General features: G+C 42.8%; 20 protein-coding genes and 1 pseudogene. 11 read left to right on the plus strand and 10 right to left on the minus strand.

Annotation, left to right across the window (positions count from 1 at the left end):
• Positions 1-69 precede the first annotated feature (69 nt).
• Together CKO50_RS13120 and CKO50_RS13125 are read right to left on the minus strand one after the other, a co-directional pair.
• Entirely contained in the window at positions 70-2256 is a 2187-nt protein-coding gene (locus tag CKO50_RS13120; RefSeq protein ID WP_095728514.1) for a cation:dicarboxylase symporter family transporter, read from the minus strand.
• 94 nt (positions 2257-2350) lie between these two features.
• Positions 2351-2839, minus strand: a complete 489-nt coding sequence (locus CKO50_RS13125; RefSeq protein WP_095728515.1) for a malate synthase — start codon at positions 2837-2839, stop codon at positions 2351-2353.
• Positions 2840-2984: 145 nt separating this feature from the next.
• Here CKO50_RS13125 and CKO50_RS13130 point away from each other — a divergent pair, with 145 nt between their 5' ends.
• Positions 2985-4475 (plus strand): DUF3612 domain-containing protein, encoded by a 1491-nt coding sequence (locus CKO50_RS13130; RefSeq protein WP_095728516.1) that lies wholly within the window; start codon positions 2985-2987, stop codon positions 4473-4475.
• Between the two features lie 81 nt (positions 4476-4556).
• On the opposite strand, the gene mnmC is transcribed toward CKO50_RS13130, so the two are convergent.
• On the minus strand, positions 4557-6542 hold the full coding sequence (gene mnmC, locus CKO50_RS13135; protein WP_095728517.1) for a bifunctional tRNA (5-methylaminomethyl-2-thiouridine)(34)-methyltransferase MnmD/FAD-dependent 5-carboxymethylaminomethyl-2-thiouridine(34) oxidoreductase MnmC: 1986 nt from the start codon (positions 6540-6542) through the stop codon (positions 4557-4559).
• A gap of 176 nt (positions 6543-6718) precedes the next feature.
• Here mnmC and fabB point away from each other — a divergent pair, with 176 nt between their 5' ends.
• Entirely contained in the window at positions 6719-7933 is a 1215-nt protein-coding gene (gene fabB / locus CKO50_RS13140) for a beta-ketoacyl-ACP synthase I (RefSeq protein WP_095728518.1), read from the plus strand.
• 81 nt (positions 7934-8014) lie between these two features.
• On the opposite strand, the gene smpB is transcribed toward fabB, so the two are convergent.
• Positions 8015-8497: an SsrA-binding protein SmpB gene (smpB, locus tag CKO50_RS13145; protein WP_010379116.1), complete on the minus strand. Its 483-nt coding sequence runs from the start codon at positions 8495-8497 to the stop codon at positions 8015-8017.
• A 141-nt stretch (positions 8498-8638) separates the two neighbouring features.
• Between smpB and CKO50_RS13150 the strand changes: the two genes are divergently transcribed.
• Together CKO50_RS13150 and CKO50_RS13155 are read left to right on the plus strand one after the other, a co-directional pair.
• Positions 8639-9073, plus strand: coding sequence for a type II toxin-antitoxin system RatA family toxin (locus CKO50_RS13150; protein WP_095728519.1), 435 nt, complete (start codon positions 8639-8641; stop codon positions 9071-9073).
• The gene (locus CKO50_RS13155) at positions 9073-9408 is read left to right on the plus strand and encodes an RnfH family protein (protein WP_095728520.1); all 336 of its coding nucleotides are present in this window, start codon (positions 9073-9075) and stop codon (positions 9406-9408) included. The genes CKO50_RS13150 and CKO50_RS13155 overlap by 1 nt, the downstream gene beginning before the upstream one ends.
• A gap of 56 nt (positions 9409-9464) precedes the next feature.
• Here CKO50_RS13155 and CKO50_RS13160 read toward each other — a convergent pair whose 3' ends face one another.
• On the minus strand, positions 9465-9824 hold the full coding sequence (locus CKO50_RS13160; RefSeq protein WP_010373815.1) for an outer membrane protein assembly factor BamE: 360 nt from the start codon (positions 9822-9824) through the stop codon (positions 9465-9467).
• Positions 9825-10005: 181 nt separating this feature from the next.
• Here CKO50_RS13160 and CKO50_RS13165 point away from each other — a divergent pair, with 181 nt between their 5' ends.
• Positions 10006-10338, plus strand: a complete 333-nt coding sequence (locus CKO50_RS13165) for a GIY-YIG nuclease family protein (RefSeq protein WP_095728521.1) — start codon at positions 10006-10008, stop codon at positions 10336-10338.
• On the opposite strand, the gene CKO50_RS13170 is transcribed toward CKO50_RS13165, so the two are convergent.
• The 4 genes from CKO50_RS13170 to ilvC all read right to left on the minus strand — a co-directional run bounded on the left by CKO50_RS13170 (position 10266) and on the right by ilvC (position 16250).
• Positions 10266-11201, minus strand: coding sequence for a M20/M25/M40 family metallo-hydrolase (locus CKO50_RS13170; RefSeq protein WP_095728522.1), 936 nt, complete (start codon positions 11199-11201; stop codon positions 10266-10268). The genes CKO50_RS13165 and CKO50_RS13170 overlap by 73 nt on opposite strands.
• 8 nt (positions 11202-11209) lie before the next feature.
• Positions 11210-12409, minus strand: a complete 1200-nt coding sequence (locus tag CKO50_RS13175; protein WP_095728523.1) for a tetratricopeptide repeat protein — start codon at positions 12407-12409, stop codon at positions 11210-11212.
• 197 nt (positions 12410-12606) lie between these two features.
• Entirely contained in the window at positions 12607-14508 is a 1902-nt protein-coding gene (locus tag CKO50_RS13180; RefSeq protein ID WP_095728524.1) for a methyl-accepting chemotaxis protein, read from the minus strand.
• A gap of 269 nt (positions 14509-14777) precedes the next feature.
• Positions 14778-16250 (minus strand): ketol-acid reductoisomerase, encoded by a 1473-nt coding sequence (ilvC, locus tag CKO50_RS13185; RefSeq protein ID WP_095728525.1) that lies wholly within the window; start codon positions 16248-16250, stop codon positions 14778-14780.
• Between the two features lie 105 nt (positions 16251-16355).
• Between ilvC and ilvY the strand changes: the two genes are divergently transcribed.
• From ilvY to CKO50_RS13215, 6 genes and pseudogenes are all read left to right on the plus strand, one after another.
• Positions 16356-17249, plus strand: coding sequence for an HTH-type transcriptional activator IlvY (gene ilvY, locus CKO50_RS13190; protein WP_095728526.1), 894 nt, complete (start codon positions 16356-16358; stop codon positions 17247-17249).
• Between the two features lie 63 nt (positions 17250-17312).
• Complete coding sequence (locus tag CKO50_RS13195; RefSeq protein ID WP_010373828.1) at positions 17313-18008, plus strand: response regulator transcription factor; 696 nt, start codon at positions 17313-17315, stop codon at positions 18006-18008.
• 309 nt (positions 18009-18317) lie between these two features.
• Positions 18318-20141 (plus strand): DUF4856 domain-containing protein, encoded by a 1824-nt coding sequence (locus CKO50_RS13200; protein WP_095728527.1) that lies wholly within the window; start codon positions 18318-18320, stop codon positions 20139-20141.
• Positions 20142-20223: 82 nt separating this feature from the next.
• Complete coding sequence (locus tag CKO50_RS13205; protein WP_095728528.1) at positions 20224-21492, plus strand: imelysin family protein; 1269 nt, start codon at positions 20224-20226, stop codon at positions 21490-21492.
• Positions 21485-23692: a TonB-dependent receptor gene (locus CKO50_RS13210; RefSeq protein ID WP_095728529.1), complete on the plus strand. Its 2208-nt coding sequence runs from the start codon at positions 21485-21487 to the stop codon at positions 23690-23692. The genes CKO50_RS13205 and CKO50_RS13210 overlap by 8 nt, the downstream gene beginning before the upstream one ends.
• 117 nt (positions 23693-23809) lie before the next feature.
• Positions 23810-24795, plus strand: a pseudogene (locus tag CKO50_RS13215) (sterol desaturase family protein).
• Between the two features lie 187 nt (positions 24796-24982).
• Here the strand turns inward: CKO50_RS13215 and CKO50_RS13220 are convergent.
• Entirely contained in the window at positions 24983-25273 is a 291-nt protein-coding gene (locus CKO50_RS13220; RefSeq protein ID WP_095728530.1) for a hypothetical protein, read from the minus strand.
• Positions 25274-25541: the final 268 nt, after the last annotated feature.

The raw sequence follows: 25541 nt of genomic DNA on the forward strand, positions 1-25541 counted from the left end.
AGCTCGCCCAGTGAGTAGACTTGCCGTCAGTTAACGTGTTAACTGACGGCGTTTTTTATTCCGTTGGTATTAGAACTTTAGTTTATCAATAAGTGTGTTAGGGTCGATTTCAAGTTCATCCATTAACGACCAACGAGTTTGCTTTTGCACACTGCCTTTTCCTAAGATCCAGTAATCATAAGTTTTTTCAATGCGGCCATTGGTATGCTGGATGGTCAGCCAAGCATTCACATAGCTCAATAAATCTTGATTACGCTTGGCGACGGCAAATCCAACAGGGTATTTCAAACTCGCCCCCTCCGGCACCACCACACCAAATTCAGGGTAGAACATGCTCCATGCAAAGCCTGCCTCTGCGCTGATCACTAAGGCGTCATATTTCTCTGGGTACTTAAAATAGCTTTGCAGATTATTAATACTGGATACTTTTACCTTAGGGTTTTGCTGTGCCAATTGTTTGAGTAGCGGAGCATATTCAACGTGAGCTAAATTCAGCTTATCAAGCGTAAGTAGGGCTGATTTGTCAGCAAACTTCTTCAAATCATGATCTTTGGCCAAAAGCGCTAGTTGCAGTTCCAACACCTTGTCACTAAAACGCACGTTTTGTAAGTCGGCAATATTAATTTCAAGGCCGGACATTGCAATGTCGAAATAGCCTTTGTTGAGATACTCCGCCAGTTGTGGCTTTTTAAAAGGAATAAACTCGATTTTAACCCCAAGGTCGGATGCGAGCCTGTGTGCGAGGCTGATATCAAAACCCACTAACTGATCTTTTTGATTAAAGTAACTAAATGGTACGTTATCAACCAGATATCCTATACGTAGCAGGTTACGTTTTTTAATCACATCGATATTTGTTAAAGACAACTCACCACTTTGGTATGCTTTAGGGACATAGCTGAGCACATGAGCAGGGACGGTATCTGATATCACCATATTAGTAATGGCCTCATCGGCCGATTTAGTTTGTTTACCAAGGTAATTATTTGCTGTAAAGCTCAACAACATAAATGCTGGAAGTAATGCAGATAGTAGCGTTAAATAATAAACCGAACGCACGCGTTTTAGGTGTAATTGTCTGCGGTTGATGAAAATACATAAAAACACAAATGCGAAGATATATACCACAGTGGTCGGCGAAACCACTTTTGCGGTAAGTACAGACATTGATAAATATAATTGATAAGTATCAGCCGGGACACGCAAGGTATCGAGTAAATAGGGAATAGCGATATGTACGTTAGCAAAGTAACTTAACATCGCCGATAAAGACACATTAGGAATTTGTTCGATGCCGATTTGGTTGCCGGTAAGCCATGCCGCAAAAGAGACAAAAATGAGGGTAGTAAGCTTTCCTAAACTCGGAAAGGTATAAGCGATAGGAACTAATACCTCAGCGATGTGATCAGAGCTTTCGTCGCTTTGCTTAATTTTGCGTAAATGATCTTTGATCCCTTCGGTGATCACTGGTAATACAATAAAAACGTTGCCGGTACTAAATGCGGTGATCCATGCATTGCGCATAACCATGATGAGGTCGCGGTACTTAACAGGGGTGAGTGCAGCAACAAGCATAGGTAGTAGTACTAGCATCAAATACATGCCGACACATAAAACGACAACCCAGTACACTTGTAACTCAGACAGTTCTTCTGCGCTCATGGTACCAGCGGTGCTTGCAGTCATCGCAAAAATGCCGATAGGGAAGATGGCAATGATCTTCTTTGAAATAACCGACAGGCCTTGTCCGACGACCTCTAACACATCGAGTAAACGGTTTTTCTTTTGATTGGAAATAAGCGCCATACCTAGCGCAATACAAAATATGACTAAGGCAGGTACATTACCTTCAGCCATAGAAGCAAAAGGATTAGCGGGAATATAATGTTTAACGAAGTCTACTTCGGGCGCTGCGGCGACCAGTGCAGGGGAGAAAAAGGTCCCGGCATCATGCGCTGGTAATGTCATAATAAAGCACCAGATCACAGCAAGACCTACTATCCAAATAGAGATCATGACTAGCGCCGCTTTTGCAAGAATACTTTTAACCTGTTCGGGATTAAATTTCCCTAAACCCACGATAAGGCTGACGACAATATAAGGGAGAATGGTGATTTGCATCAGGTTTACAAAACCTGTACCGATAGGTTTTAAAAATGATAACCGTTCACCGAAAACTAAACCAGCAAAAATGCCAAGTATGAGCGCCCAAAGCATCCAGTTAATGTTTTTTAGAAAATTAAGCAATTTAGTCATGTGCTCAGTCGAAAAAAGAGCGATATTTTAATTAGCTTAGCTTAAAACTTACTGAATGTTTGAGCGATTTGATTACAAATTATCGAGTGTTTACTCAAAGTTCATAATCATCCCCATTTTTGGCACGGTAACAGGCTTTTCCTGCCGGTTGTTGCACGCCGTGATAAAAGCTCATCCACAGTTTTTGTAGCTGGGTTTTAGTCTTTTTACCAACCACAGACGCCAGTGGTGTTTCGACGATAATATCTTCGATATGGGCGCTATCAAATTGGCCGAGCATTCCGGTGCGATTGAAGGTAATTTCAATATGTAAGCCATCGTCCTGTTTTAACAAAATAGCCTCTGGCGTTTCGCGGTGACCGCAAAGCGCGACGAATTGGCTACAATTTTTTAAACCACAATGGGTGCCGTTGGCAAAAAACGCAAGCAGGTGATTGTAGTAAACCACATAGTCTGTCACCTCCATGTGTGAGCCAAACTCTAAAGGACATTGTTCATCAAGATACTGTTTTGCCAGCGTTGATTGTTGCGCTTTCGTATTGTCAATTGGTTGCTCTGTATGCGGTTGTAATTGCGCTGCCATGATCCACCTCACTTGTTCATGTTGTCATAAATTGGGAAATATATTCTGGTTGTTTCGTGTACATTTTGAGTGTAAGTTAAATATTCAAATAATTTCACAAAAAGAATTTCACAGTGTGAATTTCACAAAAATGGGGTGTGAAATCATGGCAAAAGTTGCAAGCTTAATTAGAAAATCTCACTTTTTGGGTACTAAAATAAGAAATCTAAGAAAGCGTAACCATCTGACTTTAGAAGATTTATCGGCTCGATGCGTTAAGCAAGAGCCAGCCAGCGCGCCTTCCGTTTCCTACCTGTCAATGATTGAAAGAGGCCAGCGCACGCCAAGCGAAGCGATGCTCGAAAACTTCTCTAATGTTTTTCAAAAGCCGATTGAGTGGTTTTTAGACAGTCAACCTGAAGCACCGGAGATAGCGCCAGATAAAGGCAATTTCGGTGGGATAATGGGGATGGCTCTAGAGCCCAACTTTCTATTTGCCAAAGAGATATTACAAATTGCGATCCCAGAAATGCTATCCCAAGCGGGGATCAGTGGTAGGCAGTTTGCGCACCTTTTGATCCGTGCCCATCAAGAACACCATCAAAACCACTTTCCTGATTTAGAGCGAGCAGCCGATGAAGTGGGAGGTAAAAATCTCTATCTCAGCTGTGATGACCTCATGGCAATTTTAATAGCAAAAGGCCGAAAAGTGGAGTGGTTTGAGCAATCCTCACCTGACGGTGAGGGGATGATCACTTCTTATTTCAAAGAGCCAAACATGGTGTTTATAAATCGCGCATTGCACGCACATCCCGCGAGAATGAAATACGATTTAGCTGTTCATATTGGCCATGCTGTGCTTCACAATAGTGAGGGTTTAGAATGTGTACTCACTACTGGAGAAAGTCGTAAAAGTAACGATAACCCCGATCATGATACTCCAAATGCCCAAGATATTTTGAGCGCGTGGCAGGATTTTGAATCGAGCTTCTTCGCAGGGGCCTTGTTATGTCCCCGTACACCATTTCGGCAGTTACTCGAAAGCCGAGGTTACGATGTGCGCGTCCATGAGCAACTTGGTATTTCGGCTTCCGTCGCAATGCGCAGAATGACATCGGTTTCACCTTATCCACATTGGCATTATTTTGATGCTTATCAAGCCGGTAAACTCAAGGCGGTGTATCGGGGAAATGGCATTCCTTTACCTTGGGGCAATATGCGTAGCGTTGCCGATCCGTGTCAGCACTGGGCCGTATTTCGTAAATTTCATGATGATAGCAATAGTGCCAGTGCTCAGCTTTCGATCCTGAACGTCAATGGCAAACCGCGTCTGTATTGCTGTGAGTCAGTAAAAATTGTTGATGTCGCGAATCGTCCAAGGGTGCTGTGTGCGGGTCTTGATCTCAATCCTGCTATTAATGCACAAGGGATTGATGCTGTCGCCTTGATTGGAGAGTTACAAAAAGCTTGTATTAGCCATGGTGGCGCGAGTGTGGTGCCCTATCATATGAAAACCCAATTACTCCGTGTTGCCAAGATTTTAAATATCCAGTGGATTGAACGAGGGCTTGAGGGCTCAGTTCGGGTGATTTGTACTCGAGGAAAAAGCTGTCCGAGAAAGCCTAGTTGTTATGCGCTTTCCTCCGTTAGCAATTGATATTGAGATTCTACCGTGTAATGGGCGTATAGCGCTAAGGCATAATATCTAGATCTAGGTGATGTTATGCCTTAGCCATTATTAGATTTTACTTCTAATTAAATCTCTGACGAGCAATCTGGCAGGGTGGGTTGCCTGATGTACACGCTCGCTTAAAGGTCTTGCTTCGCCAAGTAGAGTTGCAACTAAATGCTCAGTAGCAAGAGGAGCGCTGCACAGTCCTCGCGCCCCAAAACCGGTAACAATATGAATACCTTGATAGGGTTGTGCTGGCTTCCCAAAACCGTAGTGTTTTCCCTTTCTTAAATTGGCAAACGCCGAGCAAAACTCATCGTTATGCTGGACTTGACCAAGCATAGGCAAATGATCGTTAAAACAACAACGTACAGCGGCTTTTGCAGAGGTAATTTCGCCAAGACTCGCAGCTAAATCCGTATCTTTGTAAAAGCGTTCAAGCTGGGCACGGTTAACTGCATCATCTTCGGCTTTTACCTCTCGGCTTTTGCTGTTTTTTTCAAATGTCGCGCCCATACAATGTTGCCCATCCATTGCAGGAGTAAAGTACCCTTTATGGCAAAGTACGGTATTGAGTTTTTGTGATTCTTCTCCAGCATCAACATGAGAGACCTGACCGCGAACGCCGTGTATAGGAATATGTTTGGTTTGCTCGAATCGGTCAGAATGCTCACCGCCACAGACAAAGACATCTGAAAACGGACCAAACGTATTATCTTCACCGTGTAATAACCAGCCGCTCTCGGTTTTTTCGAGCTTTTGTATGTCAGTATTAAAATAAGTCGAAACTGCTTTTAACGCGTGAGCTGCATCAAACACTGCTTGCGTTACCTCTGCAGGGTTTAGCCAGCCAGCCTCAGGAATATAAAGTCCACCGTAGGGCAGCGTGGTATTTGCTATAATTGAAGCTTGTTTGGCGTCAACGGCATGAATTAAATCATGCGGCCAAGTTGCTTTTTCAGCTAAGTTTTGATGCTGCGCTCGTTTGGCCTCACTAACGGACTGCAAGAGTACGCCACACCAATCATGTGCGAAGTGATATCCTGTATTTGCAATATGCTGATAAAGACGCTTTGCATATAAAAAGCTGTGAGCGTATAGCTCGCTCGATGGCGTGTGATCTGCTTGCAGGTTTGGGTATAGCGCGCCTTGACGATTGTGAGAAGCGCCTTTGGCTAACGCGTCGTCTTGGCAAAAAAGTGTTGCGCCAAGATTACGTTTACTAAGGTGATATAACAAACAACTTGAGGCAATACCGCCACCAATAATAGCGATACTCTCTAACTTACGCGGTGCAGTGCTGTAATACGCTGGAGTATTGTAATTTTTATTGGCACGGCTCAGCGTTCCGACCACCATTTCGCGTTTGCGACCAAACCCTTTGACTTTTTTGCATGCAAAGCCGGCGTCTTGTAGTCCCCTGCGGACAAAACCCGCTGCGGTAAATGTTGCTAAAGTGGCGCTATCTCTACTCATATTGGCCATGGCATCAAATAAGTTTTGTTGCCACATATCTGGGTTTTTACTCGGAGCAAAGCCATCTAAAAACCACGCATCGACAAATCCGGCTTGTTCGAAACTTAGTTGTGGTAAATTATCGTGAATATCACCAAACCATAAATCTAAGGTCACTTGACCATTATCAAACTCTAGGCGATGGCATCCTTCAAGGGCCATCGGATATTGTTGGCAGAGTTTTTCGGCGAGCGGGGCTAGCGTAGGCCAAGCTTGTAGCGCTTTAACTAAATCATCAATATGGATTGGATATTTCTCAAATGAGACAAAGTGGAGTTGGTTAACGCATGCGTCTTTGCTACGCTGGTTGAAGTGATACCAAGCGTTGAGAAAGTTTAATCCAGTACCAAAACCAGTTTCTGCGATGACAAATCGGTCTTTGCCATGATTTTGTAACCGCTCGTCGATATGGTTCTGAGTATAAAAGACGTAATGTGACTCAGCTAACCCATCATCGTTGGAAAAATAGACATCGTCAAAACTATCGGCAACAGGGGTACCAGCATCGTTGAAGTGTATTTGAGCGTTTTTTATCATGAAAGACTCTATGTTCGACTATTTGGGAACTATTTTACTGTCTTTCGACTCAATAGTCTGGTTGCATTTTTAGTTATTTAGGTTCAGAGTACATGTGTACGCTGGAAAGCTGACCACTTGGCGCTAAAATTCAGCGTATACTACGCATAATTTGTAATATCGAAGGGAATAAACCCATGAGAAGAGCCGTTATTACGGGGATCGGTGTTGTTTCGAGCATCGGCAACAACAAGCAAGAAGTTTTAGAGTCATTAAAAGCAGGTAAGAGCGGTATTGCTTTTAACCAAGAATTTGCAGACTACAACCTACGTAGCCAAGTGTCTGGTAAAATAGATATCGACGTAAAATCTCTCGTTGACCGTAAGGCATATCGTTTTATGGGGGACGCGGCAGCGTTTTCTTATATTTCGATGGCGCAAGCAATTGAAGATTCAGGGCTATCAGAAGAACAAGTATCAAACGAACGCACAGGTCTTATTGTAGGCTCTGGTGGTGGTTCTTCTAAATACCAAGTTGAAGCCGCTGATATTCTGCGCGAAAAAGGCGTTAAACGTGTTGGGCCTTATATGGTTCCGCGTACAATGGCAAGCACGACTTCTGCGTGTTTAGCGACACCATTTAAAATTAAAGGTGTGAACTATTCAATCAGCTCTGCATGTGCAACATCAGCACACTGTATTGGCAATGCAGTTGAACAAATTCAACTAGGAAAGCAAGATGTTATCTTTGCTGGTGGTGGTGAAGAGCTACACTGGACGCTCGCGATGGAATTCGATGCCATGGGTGCGTTGTCAACCAAGTACAATGAAATGCCAGAGCGCGCATCACGTACGTATGATGCAAATCGTGATGGTTTCGTAATCTCTGGCGGTGGTGGTATTGTGGTAGTTGAAGAGCTAGAACACGCACTTGCTCGCGGCGCGCACATTTATGCTGAAATTGTTGGTTATGGCGCAACATCAGATGGTTACGATATGGTAGCACCATCTGGAGAAGGCGCTGTGCGTTGTATGAAACAAGCGATGCAAGGTCTTGATGCACCGATTGACTACCTAAACACACACGGTACTTCAACACCAGTTGGTGACGTGAAAGAGTTAGGCGCTATTCAAGAGTTGTTTGGCGATAATTCCCCAGCTATTAGTGCAACTAAAGCAATGACAGGCCACGCACTCGGTGCGGCTGGCGTGCATGAAGCGATTTACTCTTTGCTGATGCTAGATAATGACTTTATCGCACCATCGATCAACATTGATGAACTAGATGAGCAAGCACAAGGCCTAGACATTGTAACCGAGCGCCGTGATGGACCGCTTAACACAGTGATGTCCAACAGCTTTGGCTTTGGTGGTACTAACGCAACACTTGTGATGCAAAAGTACAAAGGTTAAGCGTTTTACACTTAACCTTATATCAAATACAAAAAAGCAGGCTAAGCCTGCTTTTTTGTTCTGTTCGTATCTTAAAATAAATTATCGTACATTGTGTTTCATCAAACGCTCTTTATCACGTGACCAATCACGGTCTTTAATATCAGCACGTTTATCGTGTTGCTTTTTACCCTTCGCGAGATAGAACTCGAGTTTTACCCAGCACTTTTTCCAGTACATTGCTGTGGCGATCAGAGAATATCCATCACGCTCGGTTGCACCGATAAGACGTGAGATTTCACGTTTATTTAGTAGCAGTTTACGATAACGAAGTGGATCGCATATCACATGTGTTGAGGCACTATTTAACGGCTGAATTTGACTAGCCAACAAATAAGCTTCGCCGTTTTTGATATGGATGTAAGTATCTGAGATATTGACTTTACCGGCGCGGATACTCTTTACTTCCCAGCCTTGTAATTCGATACCTGCTTCGAACTTTTCATGTAGTGAATACTCATGACGCGCTTTTTTATTTAGCGCTATGGTATTGCTATTTGATTTACTTGAATTTTTCTTTGCCATAATGGCTTAGTCTACCTATAAATCCTGTTTTAAGACAGCGCTTTTTCATTAATGTGCCGTATTTTTACTTAGTCAGTGGCTGCAAACAAGATAAATCTGCAAAACCTTGGTAAAATCTTCTTATTAAGATTTGGAGTGTCTATGCCACAGATAGAAAAAAGTGCTTTGGTGATGTATAGCACCAAAGAAATGTTTGAATTGGTCAATGATGTTGACGCTTATCCCGCATTTCTACCGCATTGCTCAGATGCAAAAGTGCTCAGAAGTGATGATGAAGGGATGACCGCGAGTCTAGAAATTTCGAAAGCTGGCCTAAAAAAGTGGTTTACCACAAAAAATGAATTTGACGGCAATCGAGTAAAAATGTGCCTAGTAGATGGACCATTTAAGTCTTTAAATGGTTATTGGGAATTTACCGCGCTTGATGAACAGGCTTGTAAGGTGAGTTTGAAATTAGAATTTGAATTCGCGAGCAAGTTAATTGAGATGGCGTTTGGCAAGCTATTCAATGAAGTGGCCAAGAATATGGTGTCTGCGTTTACTCAGCGAGCCAAAGTTGTTTACGGAGCGAGATGATGATAAAGGTTGAAGTGGTATTTGCATTGCCAGATAGCGCAATGTCATTGTCGGTTGATGTGCCTGAGGGGACGTCTGCTGAGCAAGCGGTATTACAGTCAGGGATTATAGAAAAATGCCCAGAGATTGATGCGAATGATTTGACGCTCGGGATCTGGAACCGTACGGTAAAATTACAGCAAGTAGTCAGTGATGGTGACAGAATCGAAATCTATCGTCCATTAATCGCAGACCCGAAAGAGGCACGCAGACGCCGTGCGGAAAAAGCAAAAGAAGAAGGTCGTGCAAGCAAAGTTACTGGTGGGCGACCTGTTTCTTTAGGAGGTAAGGAATAACTAAAAAGGGGAAATACCTTCCCCTTTGACTACGAAATAATATGTGCCTTTTGACTCTATGAGTCTAAAGGGGTGTTAAATTCTTCTGGCTCTTCGAAGTCGCCGCTCACGCGAACTAGTTTGTCGTTCTCGAAATAAACACTAAATGACTTTCGGACCTCGGAGTCTCTGTCAATATTAAATACGTATTGATAATGCCAGACATTGTTGTTAAAAGTGTCTTTTGCAAGTGGTGTACCTAGTACATAGAGCACTTGCTCTCTGGTCATTTGGACGCGAAGCTTATCTACATCTGACTGCTCTAAGAAATTACCTTGTGGCACGTTAATGCGATAAATCCAACTTGAACAGCCAGACATAAACACCGTCATAACTACAGCACTGAGCCAAACAGAAAGGGTTTTATTAGACAGCATGAAATTGTGTATCCTTATTATCAGTTGTTTGCATGATACCGATTGCACAGAGAAGGTAAAGTCTCTTAGCGGAATTGGACTGCACTAAGTGTAAAAAGTTCGTACATAAGTTGCAATAGTCATTATGTGCAAAAAAAATCGTTGATAAGATCTTGAGGAGAACCACTAAGTGCTAGGAAAAATGTTACTTAGCGAGCCCAATAAAACGGATCACCAAGCTACTTGGAGCTTATATATCCTAGAAACGCGCTTTGGTCATTGGTACACAGGAATAACAACTAATGTAGAGCGGCGCATAAAGCAGCATCAGGCTGGGAAGGGGGCAAAAAATTTAAAAGGTAAAGGGCCCTTAACGTTAAAATACCAATATCGAGTCGGTACTAAGTCCCAAGCTGCAAAACTTGAGTGGCATGTAAAGCAGCTTACAAAAGCACAAAAAATTCAGCTAGTAGAGTCAAGTGGTGAGCGAGTTAATGACAAAATAAAGTCATTGATGAGATTTACCACTGCCTGATACTTATTTAAATCCATATTATCCAGTGTATCTCTTGTAGTGTGATGATGTTTATCTTCACCCATACCGAAATAAATATAGGGGATCCCTTGGCGATAAAAGGCGTAGTGATCGCTTGCTTTGTGCCAATCAATTCTTGGATTATTTGTATAACGCTCAATTTGTCGTTGTGACGATACTATAGTCAATTTGATTTGAGATTGTACCTTGTTCTGGAGCTCAGTTCTATATTCCTTAAAACCCGGTGAAAACAACGCGAATAAACGGTTGTTGTTATTTATCCCTAACATATCGAGGTTGATATTGAGTTCAACTTCCTGATTAAGGTGTTTGGCATAATATTTTGCACCATGTAAGCCGCGCTCTTCAGCATCGGTTGCGACAAACAATATATCGCGAGCGCGATTTGTTTTACTGAGTTGCCTAGCCATGTGTAACATCGCAGCTACGCCAGATGCATTATCATTGGCGCCAGGATAATGTCTCTGTCCTGTGATTCCTAAATGGTCGTAATGCGCACTGATAACAATGGCCTTGTCACAACGAGGTTGGGTGCAAGGCAAAGTCGCTGTGATGTTGTGACCTGCGTCTTTACTAAAAATACCGGCTCTAAAGGTAAAGTGCTGATAGCTCGGATTTCCACCTAATTGCTCAAAAGCAGCAAAAATATACTGAGCACTGATATTGGGTGACTGAGCACCACTTTTACGGCCTTGGTGACGAGCACTTGTGAGAGCTTGTAAATCTTGCATCAATATATTATCAACATTAGCAATACGTGGATACTGCGCCTGCGCCACTGCATTCGGGGTATATATCGCGGTCAGCATCATGCCAAATATTTTGAAATGGAGATTCTTCATTGTTATTGTTATCTCTCATCGTTGGTTATGGAATTTAGCTGGTTGCTTGCAACACTTTTCAATAAGACAAGTTTACCTTCATAGCGTGCTTTGTCGTGCTCGAAGACAGATGTTTTGTATGCCTTGTTGAGGTAATACTCCGCTTTTTCTCTATCGCCTTGTTCATAAGCAACCTTTGCTAATCCAAAGTAGCTACCATGAATGTTGCGATCAAGTTGATGAGCTTTTTGATAAAAGTGCTTGGCACGAGCCAGGTTTCCGTTTTTAAACGCTTCGTTACCCAACACTAGCATATAATAGGGATTGTTCTTCCTTAAGTTGTGAATATTGGCTTCAATCATTTCTGCCTCACGGTCACGTTCAGTGAGATAATAAAGTTTTGCAAGGTTACCAAGGGCATTTCGATTGTCGTGATTAATGGCAATTGCTTGGTTATATGCGCGTTCAGCAAGGTCGTACTGTTGCGTCAGACGATATAGGATCCCTAGATTACCCCATGCGCCATCGTGATAGGGATCGCTCTCTACCGCTGCTTTGTAGTAACTGTAGGCCATGTCAAGGTCGCCATTAATCATTTCCATGGCGCCTTTGTTGTTATAAAACATAGATAAGATAGTGTTTGTGTCTATTGCTGACGTACTAAAATGTTGCGCTCGGCTATTAGGGTCAAAGTCTACGGTAACGGAAGCGGGTTTGACGTACAGTGTTTTCACCGAATCTTGGGTGTTATCCACTTCAAAAATTTTTATATTTACGTGCCCAGTAAGTAAGCTGTAGCCTTGGCTCTCGTCCCAATATTCGGGTATGTGTACACGCTGAAATTGCGTTCTCAAACCCACTTGCCTCGCGATAGCATGGGTTAAAATTGAGAGCGAAAGACAATTGGCATTCATATTACTAAAAGCTTGGTTGGCAGTGAGATTAGCGCCAGATAAATATGACATTGAGTCATCGCCACTATTGACCAAAAACGCCATCAACATTTTTGCGCGTTTAACGCCAATTTCGTCGTTATGAAAATATTGAGCGAGTTCTGCTTTAATCTGCTTGTTTAGCTGAAATACCTCTGAGTATGACTCTACAGGTTGGATATTAAATTGATGCTTTGAATTGAGAATTGACGTGTCTATCGTTGCTTTGGGAGTGCTATTACAGGCACTAAGTAAAACACTAAGCACAATAATAAAGAACTGAATTACTATCTTCATACAACCTCCAGATTGGGCATTCGGCTGAATTCTAGTTATGGCTTAATTGCTTACCTTTGGCCCTTACTACTATTGAATTTAGACTATTATTGCAAAACTTGCGCGGTGTGATTGTTACATCATGTAACAAAGAGACAATGTGAAAGAGTAAGCCCGCAAGACGAAACGTGCAGGCTTACTCTATGGTTGAACAGAGGTTAAAAACTCGCGACGAGATCATCAAGCGTTTTGGCGGATGCAGCAAGGCGCTGAATTGCTTGTTCCGTGTCAAGTTGCTCGTTCATCACGGCATCGCTTATTTCGCTAATTTGCTCGATGTTGCGGCCGACGTCCGCGACGACATTACTTTGCTCTTCTGTCGCTGTTGCGATAAGCGCGGTCATGTCATTTATTTGATTTGCAGTTTCCGAGATTTCCAACATTAACTCCACTGACGATTGCATCGTTTGAACACTTTGCTCTGCTTGTTCACTGGATTGTTGGATTTGGTTTACGACAGCGTCAGACACTTGAGTTAATTCAGATATCGTTGCTTGGATTTCGTCGGTAGATTGTGATGTACGGCTCGCAAGTGCTCTAACCTCATCTGCAACGACGGCAAACCCACGACCATGCTCACCTGCACGCGCAGACTCAATTGCGGCATTGAGTGCAAGCAAGTTGGTTTGCTCAGATATGCCTCTGATCACATCAACGATGTTGGCAATGGACTGTGTTTTTTCGGCCAACGTAGCGACTTGACCTGCCATATTTTCGATGTCACCAGCAAGTAAGTGAAGTGTTTCTTGGCTTTCTTGCACACCTTGACGGCTGCGTTTGGTTGACGCTTTACTTTCTTCTGTCAGTTTTGCCGTGTTGGTCGCGCTGCTCGCTATCTCTTGTACTGTCGCACCCATTTCATTGATTGCCGCGGCAACAGACATAGTTTGAGACTTTTGTTCATCCAGAGACTGAGAGTTTTGCTGGCTCTGTTTAAACACGGCTTCGCTCGTCACGCGAATTGAACGGCTCTCTTGTGCAACCATGTGGATAGCTTCTTCGATCTTAGCCATAAACTGGTTGAAGCCGCCAGCCAAAGCATGAAGTTCAGGTTGTGCTGAGTCTGGTAAACGATAATTGAGTTTTGCGTCGCCGCTGCCAAGCTGTTCAAATAAATCTGCCATCTTTTTAAGTGGCGCGCTTAAGTTTTTAGCCAGCAGCATACTAAAAAAGCTTGCCACTAGCGCAATCACCAGCGAAAAACCAATGATTTGCCACTGCAAAGAAGTGATCCCACTATTGATTTCACTGGTTGGCACTTGGGCAATAACAAGCAAATCTGTGTTTGGAATTGGGCTCGCTGCAACTAAATTGGTTTCGCCATCCACTTCCAACTCTTTAACGATAAATCCACGTGTGGAGGTAAAGTCGCGACTGTGCTGGCCATAAAAGTCTTCAGTCGAGGACTTTGCGACTTTGCTTGCATCTGGGTGCAATTGCACCGTACCTTGCCTATTAATGACGAAAACAAAGCCACTTTGCTCGATTTTCATATTAGCAAGCATCGCCTGCATATCATCAATACTTTTCGCAAGTCCAGCCAAACCAACACCGCTTAGTTGTTGATGGTTTACAAACATTTTTACATCGCCCGGCGCTTCTTGATAGATACTAATAGAGTACGGCGAGCCACTAGTGGTAAAGCCGAAAAACCAACCATCCTGCTCTCTATTTAGTACTCGCAGAAAGCCATTTTGATTCCAATATTGATTGGTTTCGCGGTTAGCCCAAGAAGCCGTAACTAAGTCATACTGCGCCGCAATACGCTTGAGTTCGTTGACAAGAAGTTTTTCGTCCAAAGTATTTTCCTTGGCACTGTGGGTGATTAATAAATTGCTTGAAAGCTGCTCGGCTGCATTTTTCAACGTGTCTATCTGCTTGCTTAATGATTTATTGATACTTTCTATCTTGCTTGGCAATTCAGATTGCATCATGCGTTCATTAATGAGCGTTTTGGCGCTGTAAAGCGAGGTAAACCCGATTAAACAAGCGACAGCAATCGCAATGAGACTACCCAGAAGGGTAATTCTTTGAGTAATTGTTAAACCTGTGTTTTGCATTCGATTTGTGTGTGTAATCCCGTGGAACCGATTATTCTAGCATAGTAAATAACCAGCTCGGAACAAGTAACAATCCAAGTCACAAAAAATAATTTTGGTTTATAAAATAAAGTTAATCTCAGTATTTAGTGTTAACTGTATTTGAGTTAAATGGGAGGGTATGTTGAGAAACAGAGATAAAAGGCCACAATCTCAGGGTGGAAAGTGGCCTTGGTTACTAACAAGCGAACTAGTTTGCTATATTATTGACGCAAATTTATTTCTACTTACTAAACAATCTTTTTCATATCTGACATGTAACCGCGAAGGATTTCACCTATTTTTTCTACCGGATGGTTACGGATCGCACGGTTTACAGCGATGAGCTTTTGATTGTCAGCATAGTTGTCACTGTCTAACAAACCTTCACCAATCTCACGTTTTGTGATTGATTCCATAAATGGTTTCAAAAGTGGTAGGCATGCGTGATTATACAGGTAACAACCATATTCTGCGGTGTCTGAAATAGTACGATTCATCTCGAACAGCTTTTTGCGCGCAATGGTATTCGCGATTAGCGGCGTTTCGTGTAGAGATTCGTAGTACGCTGATTCATCAATAATGCCTGCCGCTGTCATGGTTTCGAACGCCAGCTCTACACCGGCTTTAACCATAGCCACCATTAGAATACCTTGGTCGAAGAAAGTCTGCTCTGAAATTTCGGCATCCGTATTCGCTTGCTTTTCAAACGCGGTTTGTGCGGTTTCTGCACGCCATGTAAGCAATTTATTGTCGTTTTCAGCCCAATCAGACATCATACCTTCTGAAAATTCACCACTGATGATGTCGTCCATATGCTTGTTGTAAAGCGGGCGCATGATGTCTTTTAGTTGCTCGCTTAGTTCAAATGCACGCAACTTGGCGGGGTTAGACAGTCTGTCCATCATATTGGTGATACCACCGTGTTTTAGCGCTTCGGTGATGATCTCCCAGCCATATTGTACGAGCTTTGATGCATATCCAGGTTCGATACCTTCTTCTACCATTTTGTCAAAGCATAGTAGTGAGCCAGTTTGCAACATACCACATAGGATGGTTTGCTCACCCATTAGATCTGACTTTACCTCAGCAATAAATGATGACTGCAATACGCCAGCGCGATGACCACCAGTTCCCGCCGCATATGCCTTAGCTTGTGCGAGACCTTTACCCTCTGGGTCGTTTTCAGGGTGAACTGCAATTAGCGTAGGTACACCAAAGCCGCGTTTGTACTCTTCACGTACTTCTGTGCCTGGACATTTTGGTGCAACCATGATTACGGTGATATCTTCACGCACTTGCATCCCTTCTTCTACAATGTTGAAGCCGTGAGAATAAGCGAGTGTTGCACCTTTTTTCATTAACGGCATTACCGCGTTTACAACTGAAGTATGTTGTTTGTCAGGTGTTAAGTTTAGGACCAAATCCGCTTCAGGAATGAGTTCTTCATAGGTGCCAACAATAAAGCCGTTTTCAGATGCATTAAGAAACGATTGACGTTTTTCTTCAATTGCTGAAGGGCGTAGTGCGTAACTGACGTTCAAGCCAGAATCTCTTAAGTTTAGACCTTGGTTCAAGCCTTGGGCACCACAACCAACGATGACCAGTTTTTTACCAATCAGAACGTCGACACCTTGTTCGAATTCTTTTGGATCCATGAATTCACATTGAGAAAGCTGAGCTAATTGCTCACGTAAAGATAAAGTATTAAAGTAATTCGACATGATATTTCCTGATTCTGTAGAAATAGATTGAAGTCAGAGTAGGGCGAACTTTTGATTGCGTAAAATGATATATTTGAACTATAGTGTTTCAAAAGGTGAAATACTATGAATCACAAACAACTAAAATATTTTTTAGCACTTGCAGACACGCTGCATTTTTCCCGGGCGAGTGAACGCTGCTTTGTAAGCCCTCCGACATTAAGTCGTCAAATTAAACAGTTAGAAGAAGAAGTCGGCGCGCCTTTATTCCTACGAGACAATCGTACCGTTGAGCTGACTCAACAAGGCAAAGCGTTTGTTCATTACGCGCAAGCGACGTTGGCAAGCTGGCGGCAGTTTAAGAGCGAATGCGTTGATGATGATAAGCCTTTGACTGGTGAGCTGAGTTTATTTTGTTCCGTGACCGCGACTTACAGTTTTATTTATGATCTTTTTTCCAAGTTTCGCCATCTGTACCCGCAAGTAGAGTTAAATCTTATTACCGGCGACCCCGCGCATTCAATTGCAGAAGTTGCTAGTGGTAAGGAAGATGTCGCGGTAGCGGTGAAGCCAAAACATCTATCGAACGGCATAGAATACTTGCCAATCGGCCGTTCGAGATTAGTGTTTATTGGTCCAACGATGGACTGTCCGCTTAAGTCTATTATTGATGAACATAGTCATAGTGAAATGCCGTGGCAGAGGCTGTCTTTTATTATGCCAGAGCAGGGGGTGTTAAAAGATCGAATCGATAACTTTTGCAAAAAACACAATTTTGTTCCTAAGGTTTATGCGCATGTTTCGGGTCATGAAGCTATGGTTGCGCTCGCGAGTTTAGGGTTTGGTATTGCGTGTGTCCCCGAGATAGTAATTAGTCAAAGTCCATTTAAGAATCAAGTTCAGCTTTTACAGCTTAGATCGGACGAGATTGAGATTGGACTTGTAACTAAGAATAAACGGTTATATGACCCAGTTGTTAAAGCACTTTGGGATACGGCAAAAGGATTATTTACGCTGTAAAGCATCCATTCAGGTTGCGTGACTACACTGTGTTCATCCATGTTGAATGAATGAGGTGCGTCCGTGTCCACTATCTTGGTTGCACAAAGCAATAACAATATATTGACATCACAACAAAAAATGCTTGAAGAGCAAGGCTATACTGTTGAGTTGTTGAGGGAATTAGGTCAATTGAACGGTTTTTCAGGGAAATCTATTAACGGTATCGTGCTTGATCAAGCTATCGCCTCGGTACCAACCTGTGATTCAATCAGCCAATTTAGACAAAGATTTAAAGCCCCCGTGATCGTCAGTCTTGACAGCGATGATGAGGATGTTCACAGCCTGTTTTTAGAGCTCGGTGCTGACGAAGTTATTTCCAAAGATGCAAAGCCTAGATTATGGCGAGCTCGACTCGATGCCGTGTTAAGAAGACAAGCTGCAAACTCGCAGTTTGACGATGAGCCAGAGCAATTAACCTTTGGGCAGCTGCATATTGACAAAAACACCAGACGTGTAAGTTATGGGCAGGAGCGCATTGACCTCACAACCCATGAGTTTGAGTTGCTATGGTTACTTGCGAGCAATGGCGGCAAAGTAGTGAAACGTGACTTTGTATACGAGCAAATCCTTGGCAAATACTATCGCCCAGATACTCGGACAATAGACGTCCGAATCTCTCGCTTGCGTAAAAAGTTGCATGATAATCCGAGTCGTCCAGAGAAGATCAAAACGATTTGGCGTCAAGGTTACTTATTTGTTACCGATGTTTGGAACTAAAAAGTAACAATTTGATTTAACGCAAAGATACTTCGAATTTTTCGAATACTCAATTCGGAGAAATTTGTGAAATAAACTTCTGATACAAAGGGATAATGCCATCTTTATGGTGTTATCCCTTTGTTTTATATGGAATATCTAAATTATTTTTGACGGCTGATAGCCTCAGAGTCGTTAGCTGTTACGTAGCATTTTTAAAAAAATTGTTATTTATACAATGCAAATAATATTGATTGCTATTTAGGTGTGTGTATACTTTACACCTAGTTATGAAAATATAAACATAATTAGTCTCAAAGGAACACTTCAATGGCACTTAAAAAGTCTCTGTTAACGACTGCTATTCTCGCTGCAACTTTAGGTCTCACCGCATGTGGTGGTTCTAGCAGCAACTCAAACGATAACGATGATAACAACACTACACCACCTCCAGCCGCAACCAATGCTGCACCTACTATTACCGTAGACAGTGCGTCAGTATCTGAAGATACACTTGGCGCAGCGGTTGCGAATATTACGTTCGCTGACGATAACGATGAAGTAAGTGCACTGACACTAACCATTTCTGACAATCGTTTTGAAATTGTTGACGGTGCGGTTAAGCTTAAAGCTGAAAACGCACTAAATTTCGAACAAGTTGAAGGCGGTAAGGTATCGGTAATTATCACGGCAACTGACAGCAAAGGTGAAAAAAAAGAAGTTGAAGCTGAAATCGCTGTTCAGCAAATTGCTGAAGAAAGCAAAGCGGGTGTAAACCGTTACGCCTTCAATAATGCTCAAGGTGAGTCTTCAGTTTCTTACTCTGGCCAAATTGCGCGTCACGCGGCTATGGTTCACGTTAAGAGCCTAATGGGTAAGCTTAAAGGTGAGTTGCAAAAAACGCCAGAAGATACAATCGCTGAAATTAAAAAGTTTTTAATGCCAACAGATGCGGTTGTACTTGATGAAAAGCTCGCTTTTGCAGAGCAAGCTGGTGCTAAGCAAACCACTCTAGGCGCTATTTCTAACACCCTGAAAAAGGTGATGGGGGAAGGCGGTAAAATCGCCGGTCGTGATACTTCTCATATGCATAAAGCGTGGGAAGAAGAGGGTGCTATGGTCGGGTGGACTGACTTTGGCACTCAAGCAAAGACCCCAGAAGGCTTAGTATTACATTATTTAGATTTGCTTGAGGGTCAACTTAAGCAGATTGAAAGTGGTGCTAAAATTAAAGCTGAGCATAATGGTACATCAGTACCCCTGAACAATCTCTATGTCACTCCCGAAGGCCTAGATCTTGTTCAGCTAGTACAAAAGCACTTAAACGGTGCGGTATCATTGTCGCAGGCTGCTGATGACTATCTTGATGATAAAATGCTTTTTGGTGTAAATGATGAAGGTAAACCATACGCAGATAACACAAGTTCAGGTGGCAGTTATACCGATTTAGAGCATAAATTTGACGAAGGTTATGGTTATTTTGGAGCTGCAATCGACTACTTAGATTATTCAGATGATGAGATTGCGGGTAAGGGGGGACGTGAAGCGTATGCCAATGGTTATCATGACCTAGATAAAGACGGCAAAATTGATTTACTGTCAGAGTTTAACTTTGGTAACTCAACAAATGCGGCAAAACGTGACCGTGGAACAGCGACTGGTTCTAACCCAACAGATTTTACAGCTCAAGCACAGCTGGCATTTATTGAAGCTCGAAAACTTATTCAAACGAACATTGGTAATTACGGTGCGCAGTGGGAAGACAAAGACAAAGCGCGCTTAGAAGCATTGCGTAATCAAGCGTTGTTAGCATGGGAAAAGTCTATCGCTGCAACCGTTGTGCATTATATCAATGATACAATCTCACATGATGACGGCGATTTAGACGATATTGCATCAGGTGATTTTGATGCCGATCAATTCTATGCGGTAGCAAAACACTGGTCAGAAATGAAAGGTTTCGCGTTAAACTTCCAGTTTAATCCGTTTTCTCCTGTCTCAGATACTGCTTTTGCTGAAATTCATAACCTGATGGGTGACAAACCTGAGCTTGCGGCAGATAAAGTGGAAGCTTATAAGGCTGCTTTATTGGAAGCGCGAGAAATCATTGCAACTGCATATGATTTCGATGCTGAGAATGTTGCCAACTGGTAATCTAAATTTTCGTTTATAACGTAAAAAGGTTAGCCGTTAATTCCGCTAACCTTTTGTTGTATATAGATAATAGAGAATACAAATGAGAGTATCTAAACGTTTAAGTGCCGCAGCCATAGCAGTAGCTCTGGTGTTGTCGGGTTGCGGTGAAAGCACTTCAAGTAGTCAAGGTCCAGGGATCAAAGACAATAACAACTCGGGAACGGATAACCCATCACCAACGCAATTTGATGAAGCAGCCTTGGTAAGTAACTTGGTTGATAATGTACTGACTCCAACTATCGAACAGTTTAATGAACTAGCAAAGACACAACAAGTTGCAATTGCCAGTTACTGTAGTGCTGAAAAAGCGGTGGCAGAAAATGCCGCAGCGTTAAAGCTAAGTGCTCAAGACAGTTGGCGCTCAGCTATGGTGGGATGGCAGTATGTTGAATTAATGCAAATGGGTCCACTTACCGCCAATAGCAAAGAGCTTAAGAATAACATTTATGTTTGGCCTGCTACCGGTTCTTTATGTGATATCGATTTGGATGTTGTGTATTTCGAAGATGGTGTCATTAATCGTAATGCTAGCAATCCTTATAATATTTCTGAGCGCACCGCAAACCGCAAAGGCTTAACTGCCTTAGAGCACCTTCTATTCAATGCTAATCTTGACCATAACTGTTCGTCAGTGAATGATGCTTTGGCACCATGGAATAGTCGTCCAGCTCAGGAGCGGGTCATTGCTCGCTGTGAGTTCGCGACGGAAGTTGCAAAAGATATTGAAACTCAGAGTAATTTACTTCTGTCCCAGTGGGGCGGAGAAAATGGCTACGCAGCTAAGCTTGTTAACGCGGGACAGCCTGGGTCGCCGTTTGACACGCCTCATGTAGCGCTAAATGAGATATCAAAAGCACTGTTTTATATGACCGAAGAGCTGAAAGACGGCAAAATTGCAACACCGCTAGGCCTAGGTTTTCCTAATGCATGTGGTTTAGAGGCTTGTCCTGAAGCTGTTGAGTCCCCTTTGTCTGAACATTCAAAAGAGAATTTACTTGCCAATATAAGAGCGTTTAGGAAGATTTTTACCGGTAATGGCCAAGACGCTGAAAATACACTGGGCTTTGATGACTTTTTAGACGCAGAGGATGGCAGTGATGTAAAAGAGCGCATGCTTGCAGGGCTTGCAGATGCTGAAGCCACATTGCTTGCGATGGATGCGAGTCTTAAAGTTGAGCTTGCGGGTTCTACAGAGCAAGTGACGCAAGCGCATACAGACGTTAAAAAAGTGACGGATGACTTAAAGACTGAGTTTATCGAAAAGCTCGCCCTAGAACTTCCACAAACTTCGGCAGGTGACAATGACTAAGCGCATGAACATGAAGAAATCTTTATTAGCGGTAGCAGTAATTTTTGCACTACCTCAAGTGCAAGCTGCTGATGACAATCAAGATATTGAGCATATCTCTATTATCAGCCACCACGATAAATTGCGAAAAGAAGCAGGCTCCGCAACTTTGTTGTCAGAAGCGCAGTTGGCAGAATACGAGTATGATGATATTCACCGTATTCTTTCTAACGTACCCGGCGTTAATATTCGTGAAGAAGATGGCTATGGCTTGCGACCAAATATCGGGTTTCGTGGTGTAACACCTGAGCGAAGCAAAAAAATCACCATAATGGAAGATGGTGTGCTCATTGGCCCTGCTCCTTATTCTGCGCCGGCTGCTTATTATTTCCCGGTTACCACTCGTATGACTGCGGTTGAGGTGTTTAAAGGACCAGCGGCTATCAAGCATGGTCCGCAAACAGTTGCTGGTGCGCTTAACTTAGTGACTCGCCAAGTGCCAGAATTTACAGAAGGCGGTATTGATGTTGCGGCTGGCAGCGATGGTTATTCTAAAGCTCACGGTTACTACGGTTCAGTAGTAAATAATGTCGGCTTCTTATTCGAAGCAGTAAATCTACAAGCCGATGGTTTTAAAGAGCTTGATGGCGGGGGGGATACGGGGTTTGAGAAGAACGATATCTTAGCCAAGTTTAATTATAAACTGTCACAAGGTGAGCTAAACCATACCTTTGGTTTAAAACTTAGCTACGCCGACGAGTTGTCTGATGAAACCTACCTTGGTTTAACGGATGCAGATTTTGCTGAAAATCCGTATCGTCGATATGCAGCGTCTAAGCCTGCAGAGATGGATACCAAGCATACTCAGGTAATGTTATCCCATGCACTTGATGGCAAAGACTTTAACGTTACAACAAGATTGTACCGTAATGACTATGAGCGAGCTTGGCTAAAGCTTAATAGTCTAGGTAGTAAAAGTGGACCATCCCTTTCAAAAATTATGGCAAACCCAGAGGCTTTCGCAAATGAGTACGGCGTGATCACAGGGACACGGGACTCTGTCGTTGCGGGTTCAAATATCTTTTTGAATATGGGTACTAATGATCGTGAGTATTTCTCACAAGGTCTTCAAGTCGATGCCAATACGAGCTTTAGCCTGTTTAACTTAACCCATGACGTCGCAGTTGGCGTGCGTTTTCATGAAGATGAAATTGAGCGCAAACATTTTGAGCAAGCATATGCAATGGAAGGTGGTTCACCTGTGTTGCTAGAGGGTTCAAAGCAGTTTACATCGCTGAATACTGAAAACACTAAAGCTTGGTCGGTATATCTAGAAGATAAGGTACAGCTTGATGCTTTAACACTGGGCTTTGGCCTTCGCGGCGAGCTGATGGATATGTCTTACCAAGATAATAAAGATGCCGATGTTTGGATTGATAAAACCACCCGTATTTGGCTGCCAAGCCTAAGTGGTTTCTATCAGCTTTCTGATGATGCCGGTCTCTTATTTGGCGTGCATCAAGGTTTTGTACCTTCTTCACCACAACAGGATCCAGATATAGAGCTTGAGAACAGTGTTAACTATGAGTTTGGCGGGCGTTTTAATGATGGTGTGACGCAGTTTGAGATTGTGAGCTTTTTCAACGACTATGAAAATCTGAATGAAAGCTGTGGTCAGTCTAACTGTGGTGTCAATGACCAACAAGACCAGCAGTTCAGCGGTGGTGAGGTGGATGTTTACGGTCTCGAAATGCAGTTTGCACAGCGCTACCCTTTGAACCTTCAACTGGATATCCCTTATAGTCTCACCTACACCTATACGAAAGGTGAATTCCAGAATGAGCGTGCGACAACGTTCGCACAATGGGGTTATATTAAAAATGGTGATGAGCTTCCGTATTTACCGTCTCATCAAGCCACTTTTAACATTGGCCTCGCAGCAAGTGACTGGAAAGTTAACGTAGCCATCAAATACATCAGTGAGATGAGCGAAGCTGCTGGTAGAAGCACTGAAGACTTTGAGCTTGTCCTTGAAGGCGCAAAGGTGCCCAGCACAACGATCGTTGATATATCGGCGAGTTACGAGCTAGGTCAGTATGGTCAAGTCTATGCTAAAATCGACAACTTGTTCGATGAAGCAGAAATTGTTAGTCGTCGCCCGTATGGCGCGCGCCCAGGCAAACCAAGACAATTTAGTTTAGGCTATAAATACCAGTTTTAATTGATTGTCTATGCGGCTCTTGAGTAAGAGCCGCAGCTTCATGGCGGCTTGTCGCTAGATCTATGGAGCTGTTCCAAAGATATGTGAATTTATTATTTCTTTTTGATGGAAATGATTATGTTAGAGCAATTATGGCAAAGCATTACTGAACTTCCTGGCTACTTGTTCGATGCCAATAAAAGAGTGTATTTGCCATACTTGATTAGTGCCATTTTGATGGCTGTTCCTGTTTATATCGCCACAGAAAAAGTGCGCTCTGGTAAAGGTTTTTTTAAATTCCTATTTCCCAAGCAAGTGTGGTGGTGCAAAAGCGCCAAGCTCGATTACTGTTTATTGGTCACAAATCGATTGATAAAGGCGGCGACGTTCACGCCTATCGTGTTGACTATGGTACCGGTGGCGCTGGGGTTATCCGGTGGGCTTGAAGCGCTTTTTGGTCCAGCATTACATCTAGAAGCGCCAGATTGGCTGGTGATTGGACTATTTACGTTATTTTTATTTATAGTCGATGACTTCACTCGGTTCTTGCTGCACCTGATCCTACATAAAATCCCATTCTTTTGGGAGTTTCACAAGGTGCACCATTCTGCAAAAGTCCTGACCCCCTTTACCATTTATCGCTCACATCCCGTTGAAAGCTACCTGTACGCCTGTCGTATGGCATTAACCCAAGGAATTGTGGTTGGAATAGGGTATTACGTATTTGGCAGTAGTTTGAGTATGTACGATATTCTTGGTGCGAATGCGTTTGTCTTTTTATTTAATATCTTTGGGGCTAATTTAAGGCATTCACATATATGGCTGAGTTGGGGGGATAGGCTGGAGAATTGGTTTATTAGTCCTGCACAACACCAAGTGCATCACAGTAGTAATCCAATCCATTTCGATACTAATTTAGGTTCAGCGCTAGCCATTTGGGACCGTATGTATGGCTCGCTTATAAAGGCCTCGAGCGCGGNAAAATCACCATTGGAGTTGGGCAATATGATGCGGGACATGATTCACTTACCGCAATTTACTTGAAGCCATTCAGGCAGGCTTGGAAAACTTTATTACCGAAGAAAAAAAGTAACCCACCACTTAAATCATCTCAGGGTGACTGATCTAGGTTATTCAGCTCCACATCTTTGGAGGGAAAAATTGCTGTTGAGAACACCGTAATTACTTATGTTATCTAGTCTGTGAATACAAATGCTTATGAAAGAGGTGAAGGCTTATTGTTGGAAGAGGAAAATAGGCTGGCGACGGGCATTGCCAGCCTATGTGGGAGAGTAGGCTCCCTAAATCATATTAGTGTAGTTGTGACGGCAACTTATTACGAACGAAGCCGAGCTCATTTAGCTTTTCAACCAGTTTTTGTGGGTCATCTAAATCACAAGGTGTATCTTCGCTTCGCAAAAAGTGATCATTTGGGACAGCGTGTAAATCCAGCATTTTATGAAATAGGATATTTCTAATTGCCAACGCTGTCATGCCATTGTCCTGAATTGCATCGAGTCGCTCTTGAAGGTCTGAAAAAGGCGCAGCCTTTACATCATCCACTACTGCAGAAAATTGACCATTAGATTTATTCTTAATCATAAAACCTCCAGAGGTATAGCTTGTTCACAATCCAGTGACACGCAGTTCTAAAGCCGAAAAATATCAATTTATGTTCATAAAATAGATACTTACGTCCTGTCCGATGTGGTCAGTTTACTCTGAAGTCGGGGCAAATTACCATCTTGGATGTAAAGCTTTGTAAATCGAATAATGAGAGGAATGAAACAATAAGAATAGACGTCTAGACGTAACACGATGATCTGAATATGAAAATAGTTCTCAGTACCAATTATGGTACTGAGAACTA

The sequence above is a fragment of the Pseudoalteromonas sp. HM-SA03 genome, assembly GCF_002289345.1.
Lineage (GTDB): Bacteria > Pseudomonadota > Gammaproteobacteria > Enterobacterales > Alteromonadaceae > Pseudoalteromonas.

Excerpts from the sequence above, each read along its gene's own strand:
- CKO50_RS13120 (WP_095728514.1), bottom strand. The coding sequence starts at position 2,256 with ATGACTAAATTGCTTAATTTTCTAAAAAACATTAACTGGATGCTTTGG.
- CKO50_RS13125 (WP_095728515.1), bottom strand. The coding sequence starts at position 2,839 with ATGGCAGCGCAATTACAACCGCATACAGAGCAACCAATTGACAATACG.
- CKO50_RS13130 (WP_095728516.1), top strand. The coding sequence starts at position 2,985 with ATGGCAAAAGTTGCAAGCTTAATTAGAAAATCTCACTTTTTGGGTACT.
- mnmC (WP_095728517.1), bottom strand. The coding sequence starts at position 6,542 with ATGATAAAAAACGCTCAAATACACTTCAACGATGCTGGTACCCCTGTT.
- fabB (WP_095728518.1), top strand. The coding sequence starts at position 6,719 with ATGAGAAGAGCCGTTATTACGGGGATCGGTGTTGTTTCGAGCATCGGC.
- smpB (WP_010379116.1), bottom strand. The coding sequence starts at position 8,497 with ATGGCAAAGAAAAATTCAAGTAAATCAAATAGCAATACCATAGCGCTA.
- CKO50_RS13150 (WP_095728519.1), top strand. The coding sequence starts at position 8,639 with ATGCCACAGATAGAAAAAAGTGCTTTGGTGATGTATAGCACCAAAGAA.
- CKO50_RS13155 (WP_095728520.1), top strand. The coding sequence starts at position 9,073 with ATGATAAAGGTTGAAGTGGTATTTGCATTGCCAGATAGCGCAATGTCA.
- CKO50_RS13160 (WP_010373815.1), bottom strand. The coding sequence starts at position 9,824 with ATGCTGTCTAATAAAACCCTTTCTGTTTGGCTCAGTGCTGTAGTTATG.
- CKO50_RS13165 (WP_095728521.1), top strand. The coding sequence starts at position 10,006 with ATGTTACTTAGCGAGCCCAATAAAACGGATCACCAAGCTACTTGGAGC.
- CKO50_RS13170 (WP_095728522.1), bottom strand. The coding sequence starts at position 11,201 with ATGAAGAATCTCCATTTCAAAATATTTGGCATGATGCTGACCGCGATA.
- CKO50_RS13175 (WP_095728523.1), bottom strand. The coding sequence starts at position 12,409 with ATGAAGATAGTAATTCAGTTCTTTATTATTGTGCTTAGTGTTTTACTT.
- CKO50_RS13180 (WP_095728524.1), bottom strand. The coding sequence starts at position 14,508 with ATGCAAAACACAGGTTTAACAATTACTCAAAGAATTACCCTTCTGGGT.
- ilvC (WP_095728525.1), bottom strand. The coding sequence starts at position 16,250 with ATGTCGAATTACTTTAATACTTTATCTTTACGTGAGCAATTAGCTCAG.
- ilvY (WP_095728526.1), top strand. The coding sequence starts at position 16,356 with ATGAATCACAAACAACTAAAATATTTTTTAGCACTTGCAGACACGCTG.
- CKO50_RS13200 (WP_095728527.1), top strand. The coding sequence starts at position 18,318 with ATGGCACTTAAAAAGTCTCTGTTAACGACTGCTATTCTCGCTGCAACT.
- CKO50_RS13205 (WP_095728528.1), top strand. The coding sequence starts at position 20,224 with ATGAGAGTATCTAAACGTTTAAGTGCCGCAGCCATAGCAGTAGCTCTG.
- CKO50_RS13210 (WP_095728529.1), top strand. The coding sequence starts at position 21,485 with ATGACTAAGCGCATGAACATGAAGAAATCTTTATTAGCGGTAGCAGTA.
- CKO50_RS13220 (WP_095728530.1), bottom strand. The coding sequence starts at position 25,273 with ATGATTAAGAATAAATCTAATGGTCAATTTTCTGCAGTAGTGGATGAT.